Raw genomic sequence first — 20,968 nt, 5'->3', positions numbered from 1 at the left:
TTTTTATTTATAGGATGATAAAACTAAGCAGGCTTAGTCTCTACACCTTCTGGTTTCGGTGGACGAGGCAATAAAGCTTTTCTGGAAAGTTTCATTTTACCTTGTTTATCGATATCTAACAATTTAACCTGGATTTTGTCACCTTCTTTAAGGACACCATCCATAGTTTCTAAACGTTCCCAGGCAATCTCAGAAATGTGAAGTAAACCATCTTTACCTGGCATGATCTCAACGAAAGCACCAAACGGCATGATAGATTTTACTTTACCATCATAAGTAGCACCTATGTCTGGTTTAGCAGCGATTGCATTAATACGTTTAACAGCAGCATCAATTGCAGCTTTATTATCCGCGAAGATTTCAACGATACCTTTGTTACCAACCTCTTCAATAGAGATAGATGCGCCAGTTTCACGTTGCATTTCCTGAATAATTTTACCGCCCGGGCCAATTACAGCACCTATGAATTCCTTGTCAATACTTAAAGAAACAATACGGGGAGCGTGATCCTTGTAATCTTCACGTGGAGCAGAGATAGTTTTAGCCATCTCATTTAAGATATGTAAACGAGCCTCATTAGCTTGTTTCAGGGCAGCAGTTAAAACTTCCCATTTCAAACCATTGATTTTTAAATCCATTTGACAAGCAACGATACCTTTTTCAGTACCAGTAACCTTGAAGTCCATATCACCTAAGTGATCTTCATCACCAAGGATGTCAGTAAGGATTGCATATTTACCAGTTTTCTCATCAGTAATTAATCCCATTGCAATACCCGAAACCGGAGCTTTGATTTTAATACCTGCATCCATTAATGCTAATGTACCAGCACAAACAGTTGCCATTGAAGAAGAACCGTTAGATTCAAGAATATCAGAAACGATACGGATTGTATATGGGTTTTCTTCTAATCCTGGTAATACTTTTCTTAAAGAACGCATAGCCAGATGACCATGACCAATTTCACGACGGCCAGCACCTCTGTTCGGGCGAACTTCACCTGTAGAGAAACCTGGGAAATTGTAGTGCAATAAGAATTTGTTGTAACCATTGACGAAAGCACCATCAATCATTTGCTCATCATCTTTAGAACCTAAAGTAACTGTAGTTAATGATTGGGTTTCACCACGTGTAAATACTGCCGAACCGTGAGCAGATGGTAAATAACTTACCTCACTCCAGATAGGACGTACTGTACGTACATCACGGCCATCTAAACGCATACCTTCGTCTAAAACAAGGTTACGGATAGCATCATATTGTACATCATGGAAATATTTTTTAGCTAAGAAAGCAGTAACTGCATCAACCTCTTCACCAAGCGTTGCTACGAAAGCCGCTGAAATCTCAGCAAATTTTTCCGTACGCTCACCTTTAGAAGTCTGGCTTTTGGCTACAGCATAAACCTGATCATAAGTAGCAGCATAAACCTGCTCTTTTAATTCCGGGTTGCTGTCTTCATGTGAATACTCACGTTTTTTAGTTTTACCTACTGCTTCAGCAAGTTCTTTTTGAACTTTAACCTGAACAACGATCGCTTTGTGTGCGAATTCGATAGCCTCAACCATTTCTTCTTCAGAAATCTCATCAGCTTCACCTTCAACCATGACGATGTCATTTTCAGTACCAGCTACTAAGAATTCTAAAGTAGCACGTTCTAAATCGCTAACATAAGGATTGATCACTAACTGACCATCAATTTTAGCAACACGAACTTCAGAGATTGGTCCGTTAAAAGGAATATCAGAAACAGCGATGGCAGCTGAAGCAGCTAAACCAGCCAATGAATCTGGCATTATATTTTTATCAGAAGAAATCAATGTGATCATTACCTGAGTATCAGAGTGATAATCTTCAGGGAACATCGGGCGTAAAGCACGGTCAACCAAACGTGAGATTAAAACCTCATAGTCTGATAATCTTGCCTCACGACGTAAGAAACCACCTGGAATACGACCAGCAGCCGCATATTTTTCCTGGTAATCTACAGATAAAGGCAAAAAGTCAACACCAGCTTTAGCACCTACTGAAGAAACTACAGTCGCTAATAACATTGTGTCACCCATTCTTACCACAACGGATCCATCAGCCTGTTTAGCTAATTTTCCTGTTTCAATTTCGATGGTTCTTCCATCTCCAAGATCGAACGATTTTTTTATTACATTCATTTACAAATTGTTGCGGTGTGTTTTCCTCTTTCGACACACCAGATTTATATATATTATATTTTTATATTTCAATTAAAAAAGCCATCCCTAAGAATGGCTTTTCTTGATATTTTAACGCTTATTTGCTATCTCTTGTCGAACCTAATGGTTTGATAATGTCTCTCAGCCCTAAAGCTTTGATAATAGCACGGTAACGATTGATATCTTTTTTAAACAGGTAAGCCAAAATACCACGGCGTTTACCTACTAATTTTTGAAGAGACAATTGAGTAGAAAAATCCTTACGGTTTTTCTTTAAGTGTCCTGTTAAGTGCGCGATACGGTAAGTGAATAACGCTACTTGTCCTTCAGCAGATCCTGTGTTAGTTTCTACTTCGCCGTGAGTTTTGAAAATGTCGGCTTTTACTTCTTTACTTAAATACATTGCTTGAATTATACTAAAGTGTATATTGATTAATTAATTACGCGCAAAGATAGTGTAAGTTTTCAGGATAAACACGTATCCTGATAAAATATTTCAATAAGCAGCCCTCAAACTTTACTTTTGCAGGATGGAAAAGACTGAATATAGTATATTTGAGACAGAGTTGAAGGTAAGACCGGACGATATAGACATGTTTAACCATGTACACAACAGCAAATACTTTGACTACGTACTGGCTGCCCGTTACGATCAGATGGAGAAATTCTATAAAATGCCGATGGAAGACTTCCTGAAAAGTGGTTTCGGATGGGTAGTCAGAACTGCCCATGTAGACTATAAAAGACCGTTAATTTTAGGGGATCTGCTTAAAATAAGAACAGGGATCTTCACAATCAATGAAAAAGGCTGCCGCGTACAATTTGAAATAGAAAACGTCCGTACAGGAAAAATAGCTTCAGACGGATGGTTTGATTACGTATTAATTGATACTACTACAGGCAAAGGCTGTAAAGTAAGCGAAAACATGATCAAAGCCTATTCAGTATAGAATAATAATTATATGACCACACCACAAAACAGTTCAATCAGCCAGACCAGTAAAATCTTTGACTTACTCAAACAAGCAGTTCAGGGAAAAGAATTAGACTTTACCCAGGGCAGTATGCGCAGAGCTGTTTTGCTGCTCGCCATCCCGATGATGCTCGAGATGATCATGGAATCGGTCTTCGCACTGGTTGATCTTTATTTTGTGGGCCACCTTCACAATAGCAGTGAAGCTATACAAACTGTCGGTTTAACAGAATCTGTACTGGCCATTATCTATTCGCTTGCCGTTGGAATGAGTATGGCTGCCACCGCAGTAGTAGCCAGAAGGATCGGAGAAAAAGATCCCGTTGCCGCTGCAAAAGCAGGGATGCAGGCCATTCTGGTTGCTGTTGCCTTTAACCTGGCACTCAGTATAGCCGGGTTTATTTATGCCCGTGAAATTCTGATGCTGATGGGTGCTTCGGCAAACACAGCCACCGCAGGCACACCTTTTATTCAGATTATGATGTGCGGCAGCACAATAATTGTCCTGCTATTTCTGATTAACGGAATTTTCAGAGGTGCCGGAAATGCGGCTATTGCCATGAAAAGTTTATGGGTAGCCAATGTGGCCAATATCATCCTATGTCCAATATTAATTAATGGCTTCGGCCCTATTCCAGCTTTTGGGTTAACCGGTGCCGCTATTGCGACCACCATAGGCAGAGGACTGGGTGTTTGTTACCAGGTATATCAATTGATAAAAGGAAACGGTCAGTTAAAAATAAAACTTACCTATTTTATCCCTCATTTCAAACAAATTATCGCCCTGCTGAAAATTGCAGTCCCTGCTATCTTTCAATTCGTCATTGCCTCTTGCAGCTGGATTTTCCTGGCACAGCTCGTAGCCACTACCGGCGGCGATCATGGTTCAGCCGGTTACCAGACCGCCTTAAGGCTCATGATGTTTTTTATGTTACCTGCATGGGGCTTAAGCGGCGCGGCAGCAACACTTGTAGGACAAAACCTTGGTGCAAAAAACCTGAAACGTGCAGAAGACTCCGTATGGCAAACCACTAAATACATCCTTATTTATATGGGAATAGCTATGGTACTCTGCCTTTTAGCCGGACATTATTTCATCTCCTTCTTTACGGACGATGTACTTATTCAGCAAGTCGCTTCCAGAGGACTGAATATGATGAGTGCAGGATTCTTATTTTACGGCGTAGGAATGGTCATGACCAGTACCTTTAATGGTGCAGGAGATACAACAACTCCAACCCTGATTAACTTCTTCGGCTTCTGGTTATTCCAGATTCCACTCGCATTTATATTGTCGAAACATTTCAATATGGGCCCGGACGGAGTATTTATAGCCATCCCGGTTGCAGAAACAGGAATTGCCATTGCCGGTTATATCTTATTTAAAAAAGGCAGCTGGAAAACAAAACAGGTTTAATGCTGCCGGCTCACCGGCATGCAGCCCGCTTATCCGTCTTATCAGTTAATTATTCCCGGCCGTTTAATTCCTTAATAATATTCCTATAAAACCGCTGTAACAACGAACTCTCTTCAGTGATAATTTCTGCATTGCCCAACATGCCGTTTTTGAGTACTATTTTATGCAGATTGTCTTTATTTTCAAAAGTCTTAAAACCAACCTTGGCGATAAAAACACTGTCTTTAAACGCCGCATCCGAAATATAGTTGATATTCCCCCTGATCATCCCAAACTGCTCATAAGGATAACTATGCATCTTAATTAAAGTCCGTTGCCCGATTCGTATTTTTCCCATATTATTCTGTGGGATCTGTATTTCACCAAAAAAGTCAGTATTTCCGGGATTAATTACAAATAGCTCCTGATTCAGTGTTACAGTTTGATTCTGCTGAATAACCCCCGCATAACCAAGCGTACCAGCAACCGGTGCCAGCACTACATACTGATTGATCCAAACCTCTGTATCACTGATCACACTATTAATTGCCTGTAAAAACTTAGCCCGCTGCTCTGCAATCGTATTCTCCAGATCCAGTATTTCCTTTTCTTTAGTTGCATAAGCTACCGTGTTATTCAATAACGCAGTTTCAGTTTGCTGTAAAGGATACTTACCAGACAAATATTTGTTTTCCTGCTCTTGAAACTCACTTTTTGAAATGACATTTTTAGCCATTAACTTTTGATAAGAAAGATATTGCTGTTCTATATTTGCATACTCCTTTTGCTGTACCTTTTGCTGCGTTACAATCTGGCTTTTAAGCGCTTTGATAGACCCGAGATCCCTTTCCAGGAAAACACGCTTTTCCTGATAATACCCACCCTTTTGCGTAGAAAGATACTGTACATATTGCTGGTAAAAATTCTGATAAGCTGCCTGTAATTCACCCAGATTACTATTTGGAGACAACAAATACAAACTCAAAGGTTTAGCACTCAAAACCATTTCACGCAGTGATTTCAATTGCGCTGAAAGCTTAAGTACATCCCGGTGAGAACCCGTACTTTCCAGAAAAGCTATTGGCGTCCCTAATTCTACTCTCTTTTTTTCAGGCAACAATAACTCTGTTAATTTACCCGCCCGTTTTGCATAAACAGGCTTAGGCGCATTCAATGAATTGATTTTCAGACTCGTGCTGATTACATCCGGATACCGGATAAAAGCAGCAAGCAGGATTATACTTAAGATAACCAAAAAGACGACTGTAATACCGCGGCGGAGCACCCATGACGGTACTGCTGTGATGATTTCATTCACCTCTTCACTATGATTCTGTTGATATATAGATTCTTCCGGCATTTTTGTTCAAGCGTAATTTAATCCTCTAATTTCCAAGTTCAAGCTGGTTTTTGACCAGCTGATAATATTCACCTTTCAACGCTGTGAGTTCAGCATGTGTTCCCTCTTCCAAAATCCTCCCCTTATCAAGCACTACTATATTGTCCGCATTTTTAACCGTACTTAAACGATGGGCAACCACAACTACCGTACGTCCTTTAAAAAAGCTTTCCAGATTATCCATGATTACAGATTCGTTTCTCGCATCAAGCGCATTTGTTGCCTCGTCAAAAAACAGATAACGCGGATCTTTATAAACAGCCCGGGCAATTAATATACGTTGCTTCTGCCCCTGGCTTATCCCATTCCCCTCAGAACCGATCTTGGTGTTTAACCCTAAAGGCAGACTCTGTATAAAATCAGTGATATTGGCTACCTTCAACGCCTGCTGAAGCTTAGCATGATCAGGATACGGATCACCAACTGCAATATTCCGGGCTATAGAATCCGAGAAAATAAAACCATCCTGTGTTACCGCTCCGCACTGTCCTCGCCAGAAACTAAAACCCATTTGGCTGAGGTGTGTGCTGCCTACATGGATATCACCACGCTGAATTTCATAAAAACGGAGTAACAGCTTAAGAATAGTAGTTTTTCCACTACCACTCATCCCTACTATAGCTGTAGTTTTACCCATCGGTATATTCAGGTTAATCGAAGACAATACCGGCTCATTACCAGCGCCCGGATAAGTAAAATCTACATTCTTCAGCGTTATACTATGATCTTCCGGCAAATCCATCACAAAGGTTTGGTCAGCAGGTTCTTCATCCTCCAATTCCCGGATCTCATTTAACCTTTCCAGGGAAATTTTAGCATCCTGCAACTGCTGCAAGAAGCCAATCATCTGTTCAATAGGGCTGTTAAGCTGTCCGATTATATATTGAATGGCCATCATCGCCCCAAGCGTCAGCTGTCCCTCTATTACCAGTTTGGCAACCAGAAAAGTAATCAGAATATTTTTTCCTTCGTTGATAAAGAATGCACCTACCTGCTGATACTGACCAAGCGCAAGACTTTTCACATTAAAACGGAACAACCTCGACTGTATCCGCTCCCACTCCCATCGCTTATCCTGCTCACAGTTGTTCAGCTTAATTTCCTGCATCCCATTGATCAGCTGTACCACTGTACTTTGATTCTTAGAAGAAATATCGAAACGTTTAAAATCAAGTTCGCGTCTTTTCTTTAAAAAGATCGTAACCCAGCCCGTATATAAAGCTGTACTGATTGCAAAAACAGCAAAAACGGTTAAGTTATAATAAGCCAGTACAACCGAAAATACGATCAGGTTGAACATCGAAAAGATAATACTCAATGTAGGGCCGGTCAGAAAAGTTTCAATACGCTTCTGGTCATCCATACGCTGCAAAATATCACCGGTCATCTTAGTATCAAAGAAAGACATCGGAAGTTTCATCAGCTTGATCAGAAAATCAGTTAAGATAGAAATATTGATCCGGGTACTGATATGCAGTAAAATCCATGCACGTATAAAGTCTACGCTCATCCGTCCGATAAAAAGCATAATCTGAGCAATCAGAATGATATAGATGAAATTAAGATTCCGGGTATTGATCCCCACATCTACAACCGACTGTGTTAAAAACGGAAGGATAATCTGTAGCACACTTCCTACCAGCAAGCCGGCAAAAAGTTGTCCAATCAGCTGTTTATACCGGTAAAAATATTTAAGCAGGTAACGGATATCCATTCCATCTTTCTTATCCTCTTCCACCGTATAAAAATCCGGAGTTGGCGATAAGATTAAAGCAACCCCTTCAACGGCATCCTTATTAAACGAACTCAGCCAATGGGGTAAAAATTCCTTTTCATCATACCGGATCAGCCCCTTTGCCGGATCAGCAATCATGAACCGTCCTTTTTTAATTTGATAAAGCACTACAAAATGCTCCTGATCCCAATGCAGAATAGCAGGAAGATCTATTTGTTTCAGTACCTCTAAAGTTAACCGGGCACCAGTAGAGCGAAAACCTATCTTCTCGGCAGCATTACTGATACCTAACAGCGAAACACCTTCACGATTAATCCCTGAAACCGCACGCAGACGTTGCAAACTAATATTTTTACCGAAATATTTAGCAATCATCCGGAGGCAGGTAGGCCCGCAATCCATCTGATCAAACTGTTTATAGAAAGTGAATTTTTTCAATATTTTATTACCTAAACACTATAACACATTTTTTAAATATGCGAAATTCTTACCAGATGAAGCAAATATCTTTACAAGATAGTTTCAATAATTGGAAAAAGAACTGAAGAAATATGGAGTATTGGAAGGAATAAAAGAGTATTTACAAATAACAGTCCCTGCTTAGGCAACAGGAACTGTTTATATGTTTTTATAACAGGGAAAATTATATGCTGTTATAACAAAATTAAGCAGGTTTAATGACATTTTTTGGTTCATCGCCACTGCCAGGAACATAACCCAACCCAGGGGTTAACCAATGTAAAAGCATTACCCTTGAATAGCGGTAATTAAACGGAGAACAGACAAATACTGTCAATAGCAAAATACCTACATAATACCATAGGTTATCATAAACAAGTGCTAAACCCAAAACATAAGTAGCTACACTTGCACTAATCATTTCTGCTACATTCATTGCATAACTAATAAACATTGACACATAAAAATATCCAGGCTCTCTTTCGAAACGAAGATTACAATGCGGGCAAAACTCATTAGTGATCTGTCCTTTGAAAGAAAAAGAATACATTTTACCAGTAAAAATATCACCCTGTCTGCAACGAGGGCATTTACATTGGATGACGGCTTCTAACTTTGTAATAGGGACCATAACGTTAATTTTATTCGTAATAATTAATTAGACAAATCTAATCATTATAAAACATCCATTTTATGATCTGCATCATATCCTGTTTTAACAATCTTCCCGCGAATTAGTTTGATCACCCCGTTGGCAGCCAGTTTTTTTATCGTTCTGATCACCGTTTCCACTCTCAAACCACTCATATCGGCCAATGTTTGCCTTGTTATGTTCAATGCAGCGCCATTTTCAAGATCCTGACACAGGTAATTGATCAGCGTAAACAGGCGATGTTCCGCCTGCTCATTAGCCAGTTCTTCCAGCATCATAGATTTGTAAAATAACCTTTTACTCATGGTCATGATCAAATCCATGCTAAAATCGCTGTTTTCCTCAATCATTTTCAGGAAAGCCTGCTTATCCAGCTGAATAACTTCGGTATCACGGGATGCGATCGTATAAGCCAGATATGGGCGGTCAAGTAAAAGCGCAGGTTCTCCAAAAAGCTGCTTTTGTTTAAAAACACCTTGAATAAACTCTCTTCCATCCTGGTTAACGGTCGCCATCCGAACCTCCCCACTTTTAATAAAGTAAGCATATTTCGGATGCTGACCCGGTTCATAAATCACTTCTCCTTTTTTATAAAAAGTTGTCTTGAAATTATGCGCTGTTAAATACTGAATATACATCTATAACCGCTTAACCAATAGTCTCTTTAATCAGTTTCGTATAGAAATCATTTAGTTTCATGCCAAATGCAGCTACCTGCTGAGGAATAAAGCTCGTTACCGTTTGCCCCGGAATGGTATTGATCTCGATAAAGTAGAAATCTCCCTCATCACCCACTAAAATAAAGTCAATTCTCACTACTCCCCTGCAATTCAATTTCGCATAAATCGCTGTTGCAATTTCCTCTACTCTTTTTTTCGTTTCCGGACGTATCGGTGCCGGTGTAGTTTCCACAGCAACACCCGGCGTATACTTCGCCTCAAAATCAAAAAACTCTTTAGCGGTTTCTACTTCAGTAGAAGGAAGGACAGTGATTTTACCATCTAACTTTACCACACCGACCGTAAACTCACGTCCTTCAATAAACTCTTCAATCAGTATCTGATCGTCTTCTTTAAAAGCCTTGTCAATAGCCGTTTGCAGGTCATACTGATTTTTCACTTTACTCATTCCGATACTGCTGCCACCATTGTTTGGTTTCACAAAATAAGGTAAGGTAAGTGAACTTTTAACATCAGCTAAGTTATAAGGTGTATTTTTAAAGATCTGTACAGACTTAGCCACAAATAAATTCGGGATGTCCTGTACAATTGATTTCGTATACCCTTTATTCATCGTCACTGCCGAAGTCAGCGCGTCACAAGTAGTATAAGGTAAATTCAGCATATCAAAGTATCCCTGCAACTTACCATCCTCACCCGGAGCACCATGAATCGCAATAAACACCCCGTCAAAAGTGATTTTTCTTCCATTGTAAAGCACTGAAAAATCATTGCGGTCTACCTCTATTCTTACCGAATCAACTGGTTCATAAAACCAGCCCTGCTGCGTCAGCATAATTTTGTAAACATCAAACTTATCCGGATCAAGATTATGGGATATTGTTGCGGCGCTTTTTACAGAAATTACCCTTTCTCCTGTTGTACCTCCAGTTATTAATGCTATTACTTTCTTCATAAAATATATTTTTTTAATAGCCGTTATGAAGCCTTTATGCTTTCAGATTTCATTACGGATATTCCTGATTAATCAAATTAAACGATAAGATATGGGTCAAAAATATTAAAATAGTTTATTCAGATCTCATTTAAATTCCGATAAAATATATTTTTAGTCTAAATTTGAGCCAAATAACAGGCACACAAAATAAATAAATGGCAAAATTCATCTCCTACTTACAAACTAAATCATTCAGAAACAACCTTATCGCTGCCATCGCCACTGTGGCAATACTCTTGTTCATTGCTTTCTTCAGTCTGCGTTATTATACCAAACATGGCCAGGGATTAAATGTACCAGCTGTAAAAGGCATGGCTTTTAACCAGGCAGTATCAAAATTAGAAGCTTTAGGTCTGCGTTACGAGGTAGACTCAGTATATATTATGGACTTGCCTCCAGGAACTGTAATTGACCAGGACCCTGAAGCAAATACTTTTGTAAAAGACAACAGAACAATTTATCTGACTATTAATACCGCGCAAGCTCCGAATGTTAAATTTCCGGACGTTCAATTTAAATCTTTCATCGAAGCACAAGCAATTATTGCAAGCTTTGGCTTAAAAGTTGGTGACACCGTTTATAAAGCAGACGTGAGCAAAGATGTCGTATTAGAAGTTTCCTTCGGCGGCTCAAGTATCAAACCGGGCGATGTTATCCCTAAAGGATCTAAAATAGATCTGTTATTAGGAGACGGCAGAGGAAATGAAGACGTAGAAATCCCTGCGCTTTTAGGTTTCACTAAAGATGAAGCAGCCTTCTCTCTGAGAGGATCAAACCTTAAACTTGGAACAATAACTTACGAAGGCAATATTACGGACACTGCAAATGCCGTTATTACCGCACAAGACCCGGCACTTTCAGATACACTTGGAAAAGTTAAAATTGGAACCCCGGTAAACATTACCCTATCTAACAAGAAATAAGCGCATAAATCAGAATTCCAAATTCTATGACTACTGAAACGACCAAAGAAATTAAAAAGAGCACTAAATTTATATGGGCCGCCATTTTAATCCTGCTAGCTGTGGGTGCATTTTATGGCCTGAAAATGTATAAAGTATACTTCGCCCCTAACATTTCGGGTAAAGAACAATACTTGTACATCAAAACCGGTTCTAAAATAGATGACTTATATAAAGAAATCAAAGATAAAGACCTGTTGCTTGATGCTGGAAGTTTCAGCCAGGCCGCAGTTAAAATGGATCTGGCAGAGCGTTTAAAACCAGGACGCTATAAATTAGCTAAAGGCATGAATAACCGCAGCCTGATCAACCTGATCAAAGCCGGTAATCAGGATCCTGTAAAGTTGAAATTCCATAACATCAGGAAAAAAGAAGAATTTGCAGCTTACCTTGCTAAAAGCCTGGAAGCAGACTCTGCAACATTCATCAAAGTATTAGATTCAGCAGTGCTGGTAGAAAAATATGGATTTACAGTTGATAACAGCTATACCATGTTTATCCCGAATACATATGAGATGTACTGGAATACTACTCCTTTAGAATTCTTTGACAGAATGCAAAAGGAATATACCAAATTCTGGACAGCAGAACGCAAGCAAAAAGCTGCTGCTTTAAATCTGACCCCTCAACAAGTGACCATCCTGGCATCCATCGTTGACGGAGAAGCTTTATATGACAAAGAAATGCCATCTATTGCTGGTTTATATCTTAACCGCTTAAACAAAGGGATTTTATTACAAGCTGACCCTACCGTAATTTTTGCCAACGGTGACTTTACCGTAAAAAGAGTAACAGGCCCATTGTTGCGCGTAGAATCAAAGTACAACACTTATAAATATGCAGGTTTACCTCCAGGCCCGATTATGATGCCAAGTATCAATGCGATCGATGCTGTTTTAAACCACGAACATAACAACTATATTTATATGTGTGCTAAAGCTGATTTCTCAGGATACCACGCTTTCGCAGAAACCAAAGCACAACATGAAGTTAACGCCAAAGCATACAGAGCAGCCTTAGACAAACGTAATATTTTCAAATAGGCCTCATGTATACGCACAGCACAAAGATCAGGGTAAGATATAGCGAGACCGATCAGATGGGATATGTTTACAATGGAAACTATGCCCAATACTATGAAGTTGGAAGAGTAGAAATGCTGCGCAGCCTGGGAATGACCTATGGCAAGATGGAAGAAACAGGTATTATGCTGCCACTGCTGGAACTTAAATGTAAATTTATCAAACCAGCACTGTACGACCAGGAGATTACGATCAAAACTTGTATGAAGGAACTTCCGGGTGTCCGCATGTTATTTGATTACGAATTATTTAATGAAAAAGAAGAATTGATCAATATCGGGGCTACTACCTTAGTATTCTTCGATATGGTCAAGAAGAAACCGTGCCCCCCACCAGATTATTTTCTGGAGAGGATTGCACAATACTATGAATAAATGAATTGGGTACACAGACAACTTTTAAGGATTAGGCTATATTCTTTGTTTATAGACTGGACAAAAGTTTATGTACTGCCAGGATTTAGCCCTATCCCACTCTATACAGTGGCTTCATTTTTTTTTAGGGAACTAGGCAAAGACTCTTTAGTGAACAAAGCATCATCGCTGGCTTATACCTTTATGCTGGCGATTTTCCCTGGAATTATCTTCCTGTTTACACTGATCCCTTTTATCCCTAAGAGAATAGGCTTTCAGGATCAGTTAATGGTTTTATTACAACTTATCCTTCCTGCGCAGGCCTATAAAGCCTTTGAAGCTACCTTATCAGAGATCATTAAGATACAAAACGGGAAATTACTATCCTTCGGTATTATACTGTCCGTGTTTTTTGCCACCAATGGGATGCACAGCCTGATGAACGCCTTTAATAAGTCGTCATTAGTCGTTGAAACCAGAACATGGCTTAAACAGCGGCTTATAGCTTTAATATTGACCTTTGTTCTTGCCGTGTCACTGATTATTACTATCGGAGCTATGACCGTTGGAGAAATTGCACTGAATTATATTAATAAAGGGTTACACATCAAAGGACATTTTATTGTATATATCATTGACATATCCAGATGGGCACTGCTTGGGATTCTGTATTTCGTGACCATATCCATCCTTTACCGGTACGGCCCCGCTAATACTAAGAAATGGAGATTCTTCAGTCCAGGTTCCTGGCTTGCTACTATCCTTGCCTTTTTAACCATTTGGGGATTCTCATTTTATATTAACCACTTCGGATCTTATAATAAAGTATACGGATCTATTGGGACATTGATTGTTATTATGATCTGGTTATACCTAAATTCTCTGATACTTTTGATCGGATTTGAGCTAAATGCCAGTATGGACCTGACAAAACGCAGCGTCAGAATCATCAAACAACCCTTTAATTTGTTCAAAAAAGGCGGTTAAAAGAAGGTTATATAAACTTTTCTACCTCAGCATTAACCAGTTATCAATTAATTGTTAAAAAATCAACATCATTGTTTGCAAAATCAAGCCGTATTTGTACTTTTGTCGCGGAGAGTTGGCAGAGTGGTCGATTGCGGCAGTCTTGAAAACTGTTGACTTGTCAAAGGGTCCGCGGGTTCGAATCCCCCACTCTCCGCCAAACAAAAATGCTACCCGATAGGGTGGCATTTTTTGTTTTAAATCGGCCTGAGCCCTTCAGCTCAGAGGCCAGATTAAAAACAAAAAATTGCCAGGAGCGCAGCGACAGAATTTTTGGTTGAAGCCTCCCCCAAAAGGGATCAGCGAGAGCAGCGAGCTAATCCACATTGGAAGTCTGATCTTACGAAAAAAGAAACTGCTTGTAAGGAAAAGTTTTCCTTTTTAATAAATTACCTCATAATAAAATTCGCAGATAGTCGATTTGAAACATTCTATGAAAGAACTATTCTATTATTTTGATTAAATACTTAAACAAAATAAATATGATTCTTTTTATCAATACACCAAAAAATATAGTAATTTAAAGTCGCCAACAATTTAATATGGATCGTCTTTCGCTCATAGTTATTAATATAGTGATCAACGTGACAGTTATACAAATACTGATTTCGCTTAAATATCATGAGAATTAAACAACTAAATTTAAAAAACGGATACAAAAGATTTCATGATCTAACTATCGACCTAGGCGATAACCCTAAACGAATTATCGCTCTTATAGGACCTAATGGCTGTGGAAAGAGTAGTGTTCTTGACGGTATGCTATTTCATCAAAATGCATATCATACTATTGGGATTCATAGGTCTAAAGGGCCACAATACCATTCTCTTCATGGTTCTGATGATTTTGATTATAAGAATATTGAAATTACATTCACGGATGGAAATTACCAAGATATTAGAACTGCCAAAGCACAAACAGGAACCGTTGGTACTATGTTTGTAATTAGGAGCCCGTATCGATATAACAGTAATCTAAACGTTAAAGAAGCGATAGCCGTTGATGCCATTAAAAATAATAGCTACGGGGCGCAGTATGCATCCGATTTGGATGATAAAATGGAGCAGAATTATCGCCGTCTAAATATTGCATTTAACCAGTATATGATGGAAAATGATGTTAAACCTTCTCAAGCTAAGGCGAAAATCATCGGTGACCTCAATGCCTCTTTGACAACTTGCTTGGATTTGCAGATTGACAATATTGGAAATATCGAATCCGGCCAAGGAACAATATATTTCAGAAAGAAGGATCAGGATAAACCATTTGAATTTAACGTACTCTCGTCAGGAGAAAAGGAAGTGGTTGATATCTTACTCGACCTATATCTAAGAAAAGATGATTACCATGACTCCATTTTTCTCATAGACGAACCGGAACTTCATATTAACACTTCTATACAGCGGAAGCTACTTATTGAAATCAATAAGCTCATTGGGCAAAACTGCCAGATTTGGATAACGACCCATAGCATAGGATTTATAAGGGCTTTACAAGATGATTTAAAGAATGAATGCCAAATTGTACAATTCGGAAAAGATATAAAGTGGGCGTCTGAACCACAGGTATTATATCCAATGAAAAACACAAGGGCGAACTGGTCGCGTATATTTGAAACTGCAATAGACGATCTCACCGGACTAGTTAGTCCAAAACAACTTGTTTATTGTGAAGGAATTGGCAAACCAGGATTAAGTGGAACTGAAAAAGGAATGGACGCTCAGGTTTTCAACAATATCTTTAACGATAAATATCATGATACTCTGTTTATATCTAGTGGTGGAAATACTGAATTAGATCAACGAAGTGAAATTGCTATCGCAATTTTGACTAAAGTATTTTCAGATATCGAAATTCTTGTTTTCAAAGATCGTGATTCTTCTTCGGGTAAAAAAACTAGCTTAGAAGACCGAGATATTTATTTGCAAAACAACCCAGATAATCACCGGATGATGAAACGATGGGAAATTGAAAACTATCTTTTTGATAAGGAAGTATTAACGTGCTATTGCTCTGAAAACAACAAAGTTTTCAATGAAACTGATTATGATAAACAAATTACTGATATTAAAAACCAAGATGTTAAAAGTTTGGTCAATCATATTCGAAATTTTTGTGGGATTAATACCTCAATAAATGCAGATAAATTTAAAATAACCCTATCATCCTACCTTAGATCAGAAATGGATGTATACAAGGAATTGGAAGATTGTATCTTTAAGAAATATAATAATTAAATGTTTTTATTCCAATAGTGTAGTCAAAATTATAATAGAGGTAGTAAAATCACTGCAAATCACCTTCAATAGTACAAACAAAAAGTAATTTTTTAAAAAAATCTTAGAATTAGAGAGTGATGGCAGTATCCAGAAAACTGTGTAAATGGGATTTGAGGTAAAAACTTAGCCCCACAAAAAATACACTTTGATCTAGGCTTTAATTCTACGTGCTCCATGATGATTTTTAGTATTATTTATTAAACATCTGATACTTTGAAAAACCATGAACCCCATTAATTTATCTTCATTCTATTAAACAAACATGCCAAAAAACTTATTGTTCACGCAGTAAACATTATAATTATACAATAAATATACATTATCGATGATAAATAAAAGCTATGATGATTTTAAGCCTATTCACTAGTCTAAAGTTATTGTTCAATTATAAAAGCCAATAAGATATCTTTAATTTTTGATTCTTGCTTACCTGCTTCTTTGGTGATCTTTCTTAATATAGTGATCTCATAAATACTAATAAAATTAATCCTCTCAGATCCCTCCTTAATTAGATCATCAATGAAACCAGTAAATTTTTCACCACTAGTACCGATAAAACTAAAATGAGCAGTATCACAGTTAAGTGATCTAAATTTCCCTTTGATAGAGAACTGCTCCTCTTCTTCAATAGACAAATTTTCTAAATTTGTTTTTATGCGATTAGCTTTTATATAATCGATCTCATCGTTAAACTCACTTTCACTTTCTGGGCTAAACCAACTTAAGCTTATTTTTAATTCAGAAGTATAAATTTCCTCAACAAATGCTTTATAAGATTTTATTACAAAATCACTATGACGATTATATTCTTTTTTTAGATCTTCAACATCGGTACTGTTATTAATCAATGAAAAAATATGGCTAGATATAATCTCACTGTCCGACTTTTCAAACATATTAAATTGAGTTGCATGAACTGGTCTAATTAAGACTGCATAAGATGCTGCAATATTCCCATATACCTCCGTGGTGGTACATGATAAATATTCCTCATTTTTTTTAGCACTAAGTTGAATATCCCCACGCTGAGTACCTAATTTAAAATCCAAAGCGGTTTCTTTATAAAACTTATCGAACTTTAGTAATGTTCTAGCTAACACTTCAGTATTGGCAGTACCGAAACCGATTCCTTTTCCTTTTTTAAAATGGACATACAATGTTTCGGAGCTTTGGGCGATAGAGATTTCCTTGGCCTCAAATAGTTCAATATCTGACAGTAATATACTATCAAGATTAAAATGTGTTATTATTTTCTGAAGATGCACTCCTTCATCAATATCAAAATAGTAATCGGCATTAGGAAGATAGTCAATTGGAATTGCTTTTACCGACGCAATGCTATAATATTTTTGATTCTCTTTTACATCCTCGAAGATCACGAAACCATCTTTACTTTGATTTATTAAATCCTTATGAGGCAAATTACCAGAAATATACTTTTTAAGCAAAGTTAAATCCGTTCGATAATAAAAAAAGCGGTCTGTCTTGGTTTGTTCAGAATAATCTACCCATTCTCTTATAATTGGATCACCTTCAATATCTTGGAACACTACAGTTGTCGGATATTCATGAAATAATAATACTCCCTCAAAACTCTTAAAAGAATAAGGCAATGCAGCTATCGATATACCTATTTGATTATCCATTATTTGTAGCTATAACCTATAATAATAAATTTTTCCTTTAAGTCAACACCATCATATTCAAAGTGATTAAAATGCCCAAGTAAATTAGAATCATCAGATATTCCATCCTTTTTTTCTAATTGGCCATTTGCAATATGGGTGCCCAGTTTTTTATATAGTTGAGACTTATTACCTAATAAGTCTTTCATTCTTTGTTTTGCCTGCTCCTCTGTCTCATAAAAAGATAATGCCCATGATCCACATTCATCACGTCCAACTGCAATAGCCCTAGGTACGAAGTTTGCTTTATTACTGATCTCTTCAAATACCCAGCAATAAGCAGTTCTATTATGCCTTTCTACATATTTATTTAAGTCACAACTTAAACGCTTAATATCTATTTCGTGTTTTAGCGACATTTTCTCAATTTGAAAACAATAATACAATAAATAGAAGTTATTTTAAATTATAATTTTTTAGTATATGTAACTTAGCCAATATAACCTATATTCCTACTCACGCAAAAACATCAAAGCAGATTCGTTATCAATCGGCTTCCAATTAATAAGTTTAATATGTTTATCCTTTCCTTCTGCATTATCATTTATTATTTCAACATTAATGCTTTTCAATTGATCTGCTTTTTTATCGTTGAACATTTCGGAAAAGGGTTTAACATCCCCATTACTTGAAATATAAGTAGGATTACTAATTGCATAATCCTTCGTCTTGAGGAATTCCATAAATTTATAAATCAGCTCCTTTTCCTCTTCTTTATTCCTGGCCTTTTTAATTTGATTCCATTGATCATTAAAAATTCTATTCATATTTTTTTTATTTGAAATAGAGCTCTCCTCTTTTTGAACACAAGAAGCCGTGAAAAACAAAACAATGATATAAGTGATTACTGTCTTCATCTTAATTGATATTTTTTTCTCTTAATACTTTTTGCATCCATTGTACAAACACAGACCGATGTCTTAATCTAATGATCTCTCCTACATTCATTATAGAATCGAAGTCATTAACAAATGACTCCTGGTTTATATTCATCATCTAATCCTAACATATGCCCAAACTCGTGAACAGCTCCTCTTTGTTGTTTATTATGCTGTTTTCTAACAAAATCAAAATCATTAGAATCAAGCTTACCAGTTCTTAAACTAGGAGTTATAGAACTTTGATTCCATATACCCTTATTAAATTTTTTAACAGTTAAAGTCCAATGATTGTATTGAAAATATGTCTCCTGCCTACTGAACGTGAATCTGAAGTCTAAGGAAATTATCTTTTTACTATTCAATCTGTAAAGAGTCTCATTTCCATATAAACCCCATTTTCTATTTATTTTCTCTTTAAAATCTTTCTCGAACAAATCTTTATCAATAAACTTCCAAGGTTCAGCATTGTCGCTAAATATTATTCTAATTCTCATATAAATAATTAGTACATAATTGCCGCTTGAATTTTGAACAAAAAGCATGTCAAATGCAGTTGTGGCTCTGCTATTGTATGCCAAATCATTTGCAGATGGCGGATTTTCCATGGAAGAAATTAACCTCTCTCCGTATTTTAATATTTCCCATGTATTAATCATATAGTAAATATAATTATTTCTGAGCTAAGGTTAGTATTTAGTTTTTAGAGTGTAACGAGATTCTAAATATGTAGTCTCGGTGTTTAAATAGTTTCTTCCTCTGATGTCAAAAAAGAAAATGTGGGCCTTGGAACTGCTACATTTTAGCGGACAGTAAACTAAGAATCTTATACATCTTACTGTTTGCCCAAATGTAACAACTCCAATCTTGAAAAATAGCATTGAAACTTAATAATAACCTGCCTTAGTTAAAATATTAGTTATCTTCAATTATAAAGTTTAAGAACGACAAGAAAAATCTTGCAAGTACACATTAGAGACGCAGACTGGTACATCTGAACAAACAAAATAACCATCTATAAACCTTTTAAAAACTAAACAATGAACAGGAACATTAAACTTCTGGCTATGATCGCCATAGGAGCAGGTGCCGTATTTACAAGCTGTAAAAAAGATAAAGTCGTCATGGAGCCGGCTGCACTCAACGCGCTTAATAACAAATCTAATTTATCCAGCCAAGCTGCTGCCACGCTCCCTACAAAAGCCGAAGCTTTACTGGCCATGCAGGTATATAACAATCATTTTTACAATCAGTACGGTACCTATGGCCCCTCGTTTAAAGCGTATTATTGGAAAGACGATAACCATACAGGCAGAATGGATTTCTGGACGCAGCAAGAAGCTATAGAAACCCTAATTGACGCTTACAACATCAATCCAAGTGTAGATCTCAAAAATAAAATTTCTTATTTATATAATGGGGTAAGAGACGGGTACGGATTGCTTTGGACTAACAATATTTATAATGATGATATTGTTTGGGGAGCATTAATGTGCATAAGGGCATTCAAGATTACCAACGATGGCGGAATGCTAGACATGGCAAAAAACAACTTTAACATGATGTGGAACCGTGCCTGGGATACCCAGACTTTGGGTGGCGGACTCTGGTGGACAACTAACAATCAGACTAAAAACACCTGCGTTAATGCTCCAGCCGTAATTTGCGCGATGCTTTTATATCAGGCAACCGGTGATGTTACGTATATGACTAAAGCAAAGCAAATTATGGATTGGATGGTCATCAAGCTTTACGATTCATCTACTGGCGAGGTTAAAGGAGCCATCAACACTTCAGGAACTATTACAGAAGGAGCACTTTCTTACACTCAGGGTACTTTTATTGGTGCATGTGATCTTTTACGTTCCTATTATCCGGCAAGTAACTACCTGGCGATGGGTTTAAAGGCAATGGATTATGCCCGTAGCAGCATGTGCGACAATTCCGGAGGAATTTTGAAAGATGAAAATGGTATTGCCGACACGCAGGGAATGAAAAGTATTTTCGCACGCTGGGCCACAATCTTTGTAAAAAACACCGGTACGGCAAGTAACTACGGGCCCTGGCTTGACGCTAATGCAGCTCAAGCGTGGTCTATTCGAAATTCCCAGGGTTTGATGTGGAACATATGGGGAACCCGAACGCCGGAGAGCGTACGCAATGCTTTTGAAACCACTTGCGGCGTGGCAATGATGAACGGTATTTACAACTATCACTAATAA

At 37.5% G+C, this 20,968-nt stretch carries 19 protein-coding genes and 1 tRNA gene; 9 read left to right on the top strand and 11 right to left on the bottom strand.

From position 1 onward, the window contains the following. Window positions 1-23 precede the first annotated feature (23 nt). Window positions 24-2,168, bottom strand: coding sequence for a polyribonucleotide nucleotidyltransferase (pnp, locus tag HDE70_RS07105; RefSeq protein WP_183889039.1), 2,145 nt, complete (start codon window positions 2,166-2,168; stop codon window positions 24-26). Window positions 2,169-2,286: 118 nt separating this feature from the next. Beyond that, on the bottom strand, window positions 2,287-2,592 hold the full coding sequence (rpsO, locus tag HDE70_RS07100; protein ID WP_068399255.1) for a 30S ribosomal protein S15: 306 nt from the start codon (window positions 2,590-2,592) through the stop codon (window positions 2,287-2,289). A gap of 127 nt (window positions 2,593-2,719) precedes the next feature. On the opposite strand from rpsO, the gene HDE70_RS07095 reads away from it, so the two are divergent. Together HDE70_RS07095 and HDE70_RS07090 are read left to right on the top strand one after the other, a co-directional pair. Continuing rightward, window positions 2,720-3,139 (top strand): acyl-CoA thioesterase, encoded by a 420-nt coding sequence (locus tag HDE70_RS07095; protein WP_183889037.1) that lies wholly within the window; start codon window positions 2,720-2,722, stop codon window positions 3,137-3,139. A 12-nt stretch (window positions 3,140-3,151) separates the two neighbouring features. Continuing rightward, entirely contained in the window at window positions 3,152-4,579 is a 1,428-nt protein-coding gene (locus HDE70_RS07090; protein WP_183889035.1) for an MATE family efflux transporter, read from the top strand. 49 nt (window positions 4,580-4,628) lie between these two features. On the opposite strand, the gene HDE70_RS07085 is transcribed toward HDE70_RS07090, so the two are convergent. The 5 genes from HDE70_RS07085 to HDE70_RS07065 form a co-directional block, all read right to left on the bottom strand. Continuing rightward, window positions 4,629-5,918 (bottom strand): HlyD family secretion protein, encoded by a 1,290-nt coding sequence (locus tag HDE70_RS07085; RefSeq protein ID WP_183889033.1) that lies wholly within the window; start codon window positions 5,916-5,918, stop codon window positions 4,629-4,631. A 25-nt stretch (window positions 5,919-5,943) separates the two neighbouring features. Further along, complete coding sequence (locus tag HDE70_RS07080; RefSeq protein WP_183889031.1) at window positions 5,944-8,130, bottom strand: peptidase domain-containing ABC transporter; 2,187 nt, start codon at window positions 8,128-8,130, stop codon at window positions 5,944-5,946. Between the two features lie 226 nt (window positions 8,131-8,356). Continuing rightward, a complete protein-coding gene (locus tag HDE70_RS07075) occupies window positions 8,357-8,782 on the bottom strand; it encodes a DUF983 domain-containing protein (protein ID WP_183889029.1) in 426 nt (141 codons plus the stop codon). 44 nt (window positions 8,783-8,826) lie between these two features. Continuing rightward, the gene (locus tag HDE70_RS07070; protein WP_183889027.1) at window positions 8,827-9,441 is read right to left on the bottom strand and encodes a Crp/Fnr family transcriptional regulator; all 615 of its coding nucleotides are present in this window, start codon (window positions 9,439-9,441) and stop codon (window positions 8,827-8,829) included. A gap of 10 nt (window positions 9,442-9,451) precedes the next feature. Continuing rightward, on the bottom strand, window positions 9,452-10,438 hold the full coding sequence (locus HDE70_RS07065) for a D-alanine--D-alanine ligase (protein WP_183889025.1): 987 nt from the start codon (window positions 10,436-10,438) through the stop codon (window positions 9,452-9,454). 197 nt (window positions 10,439-10,635) lie between these two features. Here HDE70_RS07065 and HDE70_RS07060 point away from each other — a divergent pair, with 197 nt between their 5' ends. The 6 genes from HDE70_RS07060 to HDE70_RS07035 all read left to right on the top strand — a co-directional run bounded on the left by HDE70_RS07060 (window position 10,636) and on the right by HDE70_RS07035 (window position 16,141). Then, complete coding sequence (locus HDE70_RS07060; RefSeq protein WP_111633141.1) at window positions 10,636-11,403, top strand: PASTA domain-containing protein; 768 nt, start codon at window positions 10,636-10,638, stop codon at window positions 11,401-11,403. A gap of 26 nt (window positions 11,404-11,429) precedes the next feature. Beyond that, a complete protein-coding gene (mltG, locus tag HDE70_RS07055; protein WP_183889023.1) occupies window positions 11,430-12,485 on the top strand; it encodes an endolytic transglycosylase MltG in 1,056 nt (351 codons plus the stop codon). Between the two features lie 5 nt (window positions 12,486-12,490). Then, complete coding sequence (locus HDE70_RS07050) at window positions 12,491-12,898, top strand: acyl-CoA thioesterase (RefSeq protein WP_183889021.1); 408 nt, start codon at window positions 12,491-12,493, stop codon at window positions 12,896-12,898. Beyond that, the gene (locus tag HDE70_RS07045; protein ID WP_183889019.1) at window positions 12,899-13,864 is read left to right on the top strand and encodes a YihY/virulence factor BrkB family protein; all 966 of its coding nucleotides are present in this window, start codon (window positions 12,899-12,901) and stop codon (window positions 13,862-13,864) included. 109 nt (window positions 13,865-13,973) lie between these two features. After that, window positions 13,974-14,063, top strand: a tRNA-Ser gene (locus HDE70_RS07040). 461 nt (window positions 14,064-14,524) lie between these two features. Continuing rightward, window positions 14,525-16,141: an AAA family ATPase gene (locus HDE70_RS07035; RefSeq protein WP_183889017.1), complete on the top strand. Its 1,617-nt coding sequence runs from the start codon at window positions 14,525-14,527 to the stop codon at window positions 16,139-16,141. A 416-nt stretch (window positions 16,142-16,557) separates the two neighbouring features. Here HDE70_RS07035 and HDE70_RS07030 read toward each other — a convergent pair whose 3' ends face one another. From HDE70_RS07030 to HDE70_RS07015, 4 genes are all read right to left on the bottom strand, one after another. Continuing rightward, complete coding sequence (locus tag HDE70_RS07030) at window positions 16,558-17,829, bottom strand: hypothetical protein (RefSeq protein WP_183889015.1); 1,272 nt, start codon at window positions 17,827-17,829, stop codon at window positions 16,558-16,560. Beyond that, complete coding sequence (locus HDE70_RS07025; protein ID WP_183889013.1) at window positions 17,829-18,227, bottom strand: hypothetical protein; 399 nt, start codon at window positions 18,225-18,227, stop codon at window positions 17,829-17,831. Before HDE70_RS07025 ends, HDE70_RS07030 begins: the two co-directional genes overlap by 1 nt. 93 nt (window positions 18,228-18,320) lie before the next feature. Continuing rightward, complete coding sequence (locus HDE70_RS07020; protein ID WP_183889011.1) at window positions 18,321-18,725, bottom strand: hypothetical protein; 405 nt, start codon at window positions 18,723-18,725, stop codon at window positions 18,321-18,323. 107 nt (window positions 18,726-18,832) lie between these two features. Next, entirely contained in the window at window positions 18,833-19,405 is a 573-nt protein-coding gene (locus tag HDE70_RS07015; protein WP_183889009.1) for a hypothetical protein, read from the bottom strand. Window positions 19,406-19,786: 381 nt separating this feature from the next. On the opposite strand from HDE70_RS07015, the gene HDE70_RS07010 reads away from it, so the two are divergent. Further along, window positions 19,787-20,965, top strand: coding sequence for a glycoside hydrolase family 76 protein (locus tag HDE70_RS07010; RefSeq protein WP_183889006.1), 1,179 nt, complete (start codon window positions 19,787-19,789; stop codon window positions 20,963-20,965). Window positions 20,966-20,968: the final 3 nt, after the last annotated feature.

The sequence above is a fragment of the Pedobacter cryoconitis genome (genome assembly GCF_014200595.1).
Lineage (GTDB): Bacteria > Bacteroidota > Bacteroidia > Sphingobacteriales > Sphingobacteriaceae > Pedobacter > Pedobacter cryoconitis_C.
This window is presented reverse-complemented; position numbering and strand designations above follow the sequence as displayed.

Bases quoted from the DNA above. Each gene is read 5' to 3' on its own strand.
- rpsO (WP_068399255.1), bottom strand. From the start codon at position 2,592: ATGTATTTAAGTAAAGAAGTAAAAGCCGACATTTTCAAAACTCACGGC.
- HDE70_RS07010 (WP_183889006.1), top strand. From the start codon at position 19,787: ATGAACAGGAACATTAAACTTCTGGCTATGATCGCCATAGGAGCAGGT.
- HDE70_RS07020 (WP_183889011.1), bottom strand. From the start codon at position 18,725: ATGAAGACAGTAATCACTTATATCATTGTTTTGTTTTTCACGGCTTCT.
- HDE70_RS07050 (WP_183889021.1), top strand. From the start codon at position 12,491: ATGTATACGCACAGCACAAAGATCAGGGTAAGATATAGCGAGACCGAT.
- HDE70_RS07090 (WP_183889035.1), top strand. From the start codon at position 3,152: ATGACCACACCACAAAACAGTTCAATCAGCCAGACCAGTAAAATCTTT.
- HDE70_RS07085 (WP_183889033.1), bottom strand. From the start codon at position 5,918: ATGCCGGAAGAATCTATATATCAACAGAATCATAGTGAAGAGGTGAAT.
- HDE70_RS07015 (WP_183889009.1), bottom strand. From the start codon at position 19,405: ATGATTAATACATGGGAAATATTAAAATACGGAGAGAGGTTAATTTCT.
- HDE70_RS07070 (WP_183889027.1), bottom strand. From the start codon at position 9,441: ATGTATATTCAGTATTTAACAGCGCATAATTTCAAGACAACTTTTTAT.
- pnp (WP_183889039.1), bottom strand. From the start codon at position 2,168: ATGAATGTAATAAAAAAATCGTTCGATCTTGGAGATGGAAGAACCATC.
- HDE70_RS07060 (WP_111633141.1), top strand. From the start codon at position 10,636: ATGGCAAAATTCATCTCCTACTTACAAACTAAATCATTCAGAAACAAC.
- HDE70_RS07065 (WP_183889025.1), bottom strand. From the start codon at position 10,438: ATGAAGAAAGTAATAGCATTAATAACTGGAGGTACAACAGGAGAAAGG.
- HDE70_RS07075 (WP_183889029.1), bottom strand. From the start codon at position 8,782: ATGGTCCCTATTACAAAGTTAGAAGCCGTCATCCAATGTAAATGCCCT.
- HDE70_RS07045 (WP_183889019.1), top strand. From the start codon at position 12,899: ATGAATTGGGTACACAGACAACTTTTAAGGATTAGGCTATATTCTTTG.
- HDE70_RS07095 (WP_183889037.1), top strand. From the start codon at position 2,720: ATGGAAAAGACTGAATATAGTATATTTGAGACAGAGTTGAAGGTAAGA.
- mltG (WP_183889023.1), top strand. From the start codon at position 11,430: ATGACTACTGAAACGACCAAAGAAATTAAAAAGAGCACTAAATTTATA.
- HDE70_RS07030 (WP_183889015.1), bottom strand. From the start codon at position 17,829: ATGGATAATCAAATAGGTATATCGATAGCTGCATTGCCTTATTCTTTT.
- HDE70_RS07035 (WP_183889017.1), top strand. From the start codon at position 14,525: ATGAGAATTAAACAACTAAATTTAAAAAACGGATACAAAAGATTTCAT.
- HDE70_RS07025 (WP_183889013.1), bottom strand. From the start codon at position 18,227: ATGTCGCTAAAACACGAAATAGATATTAAGCGTTTAAGTTGTGACTTA.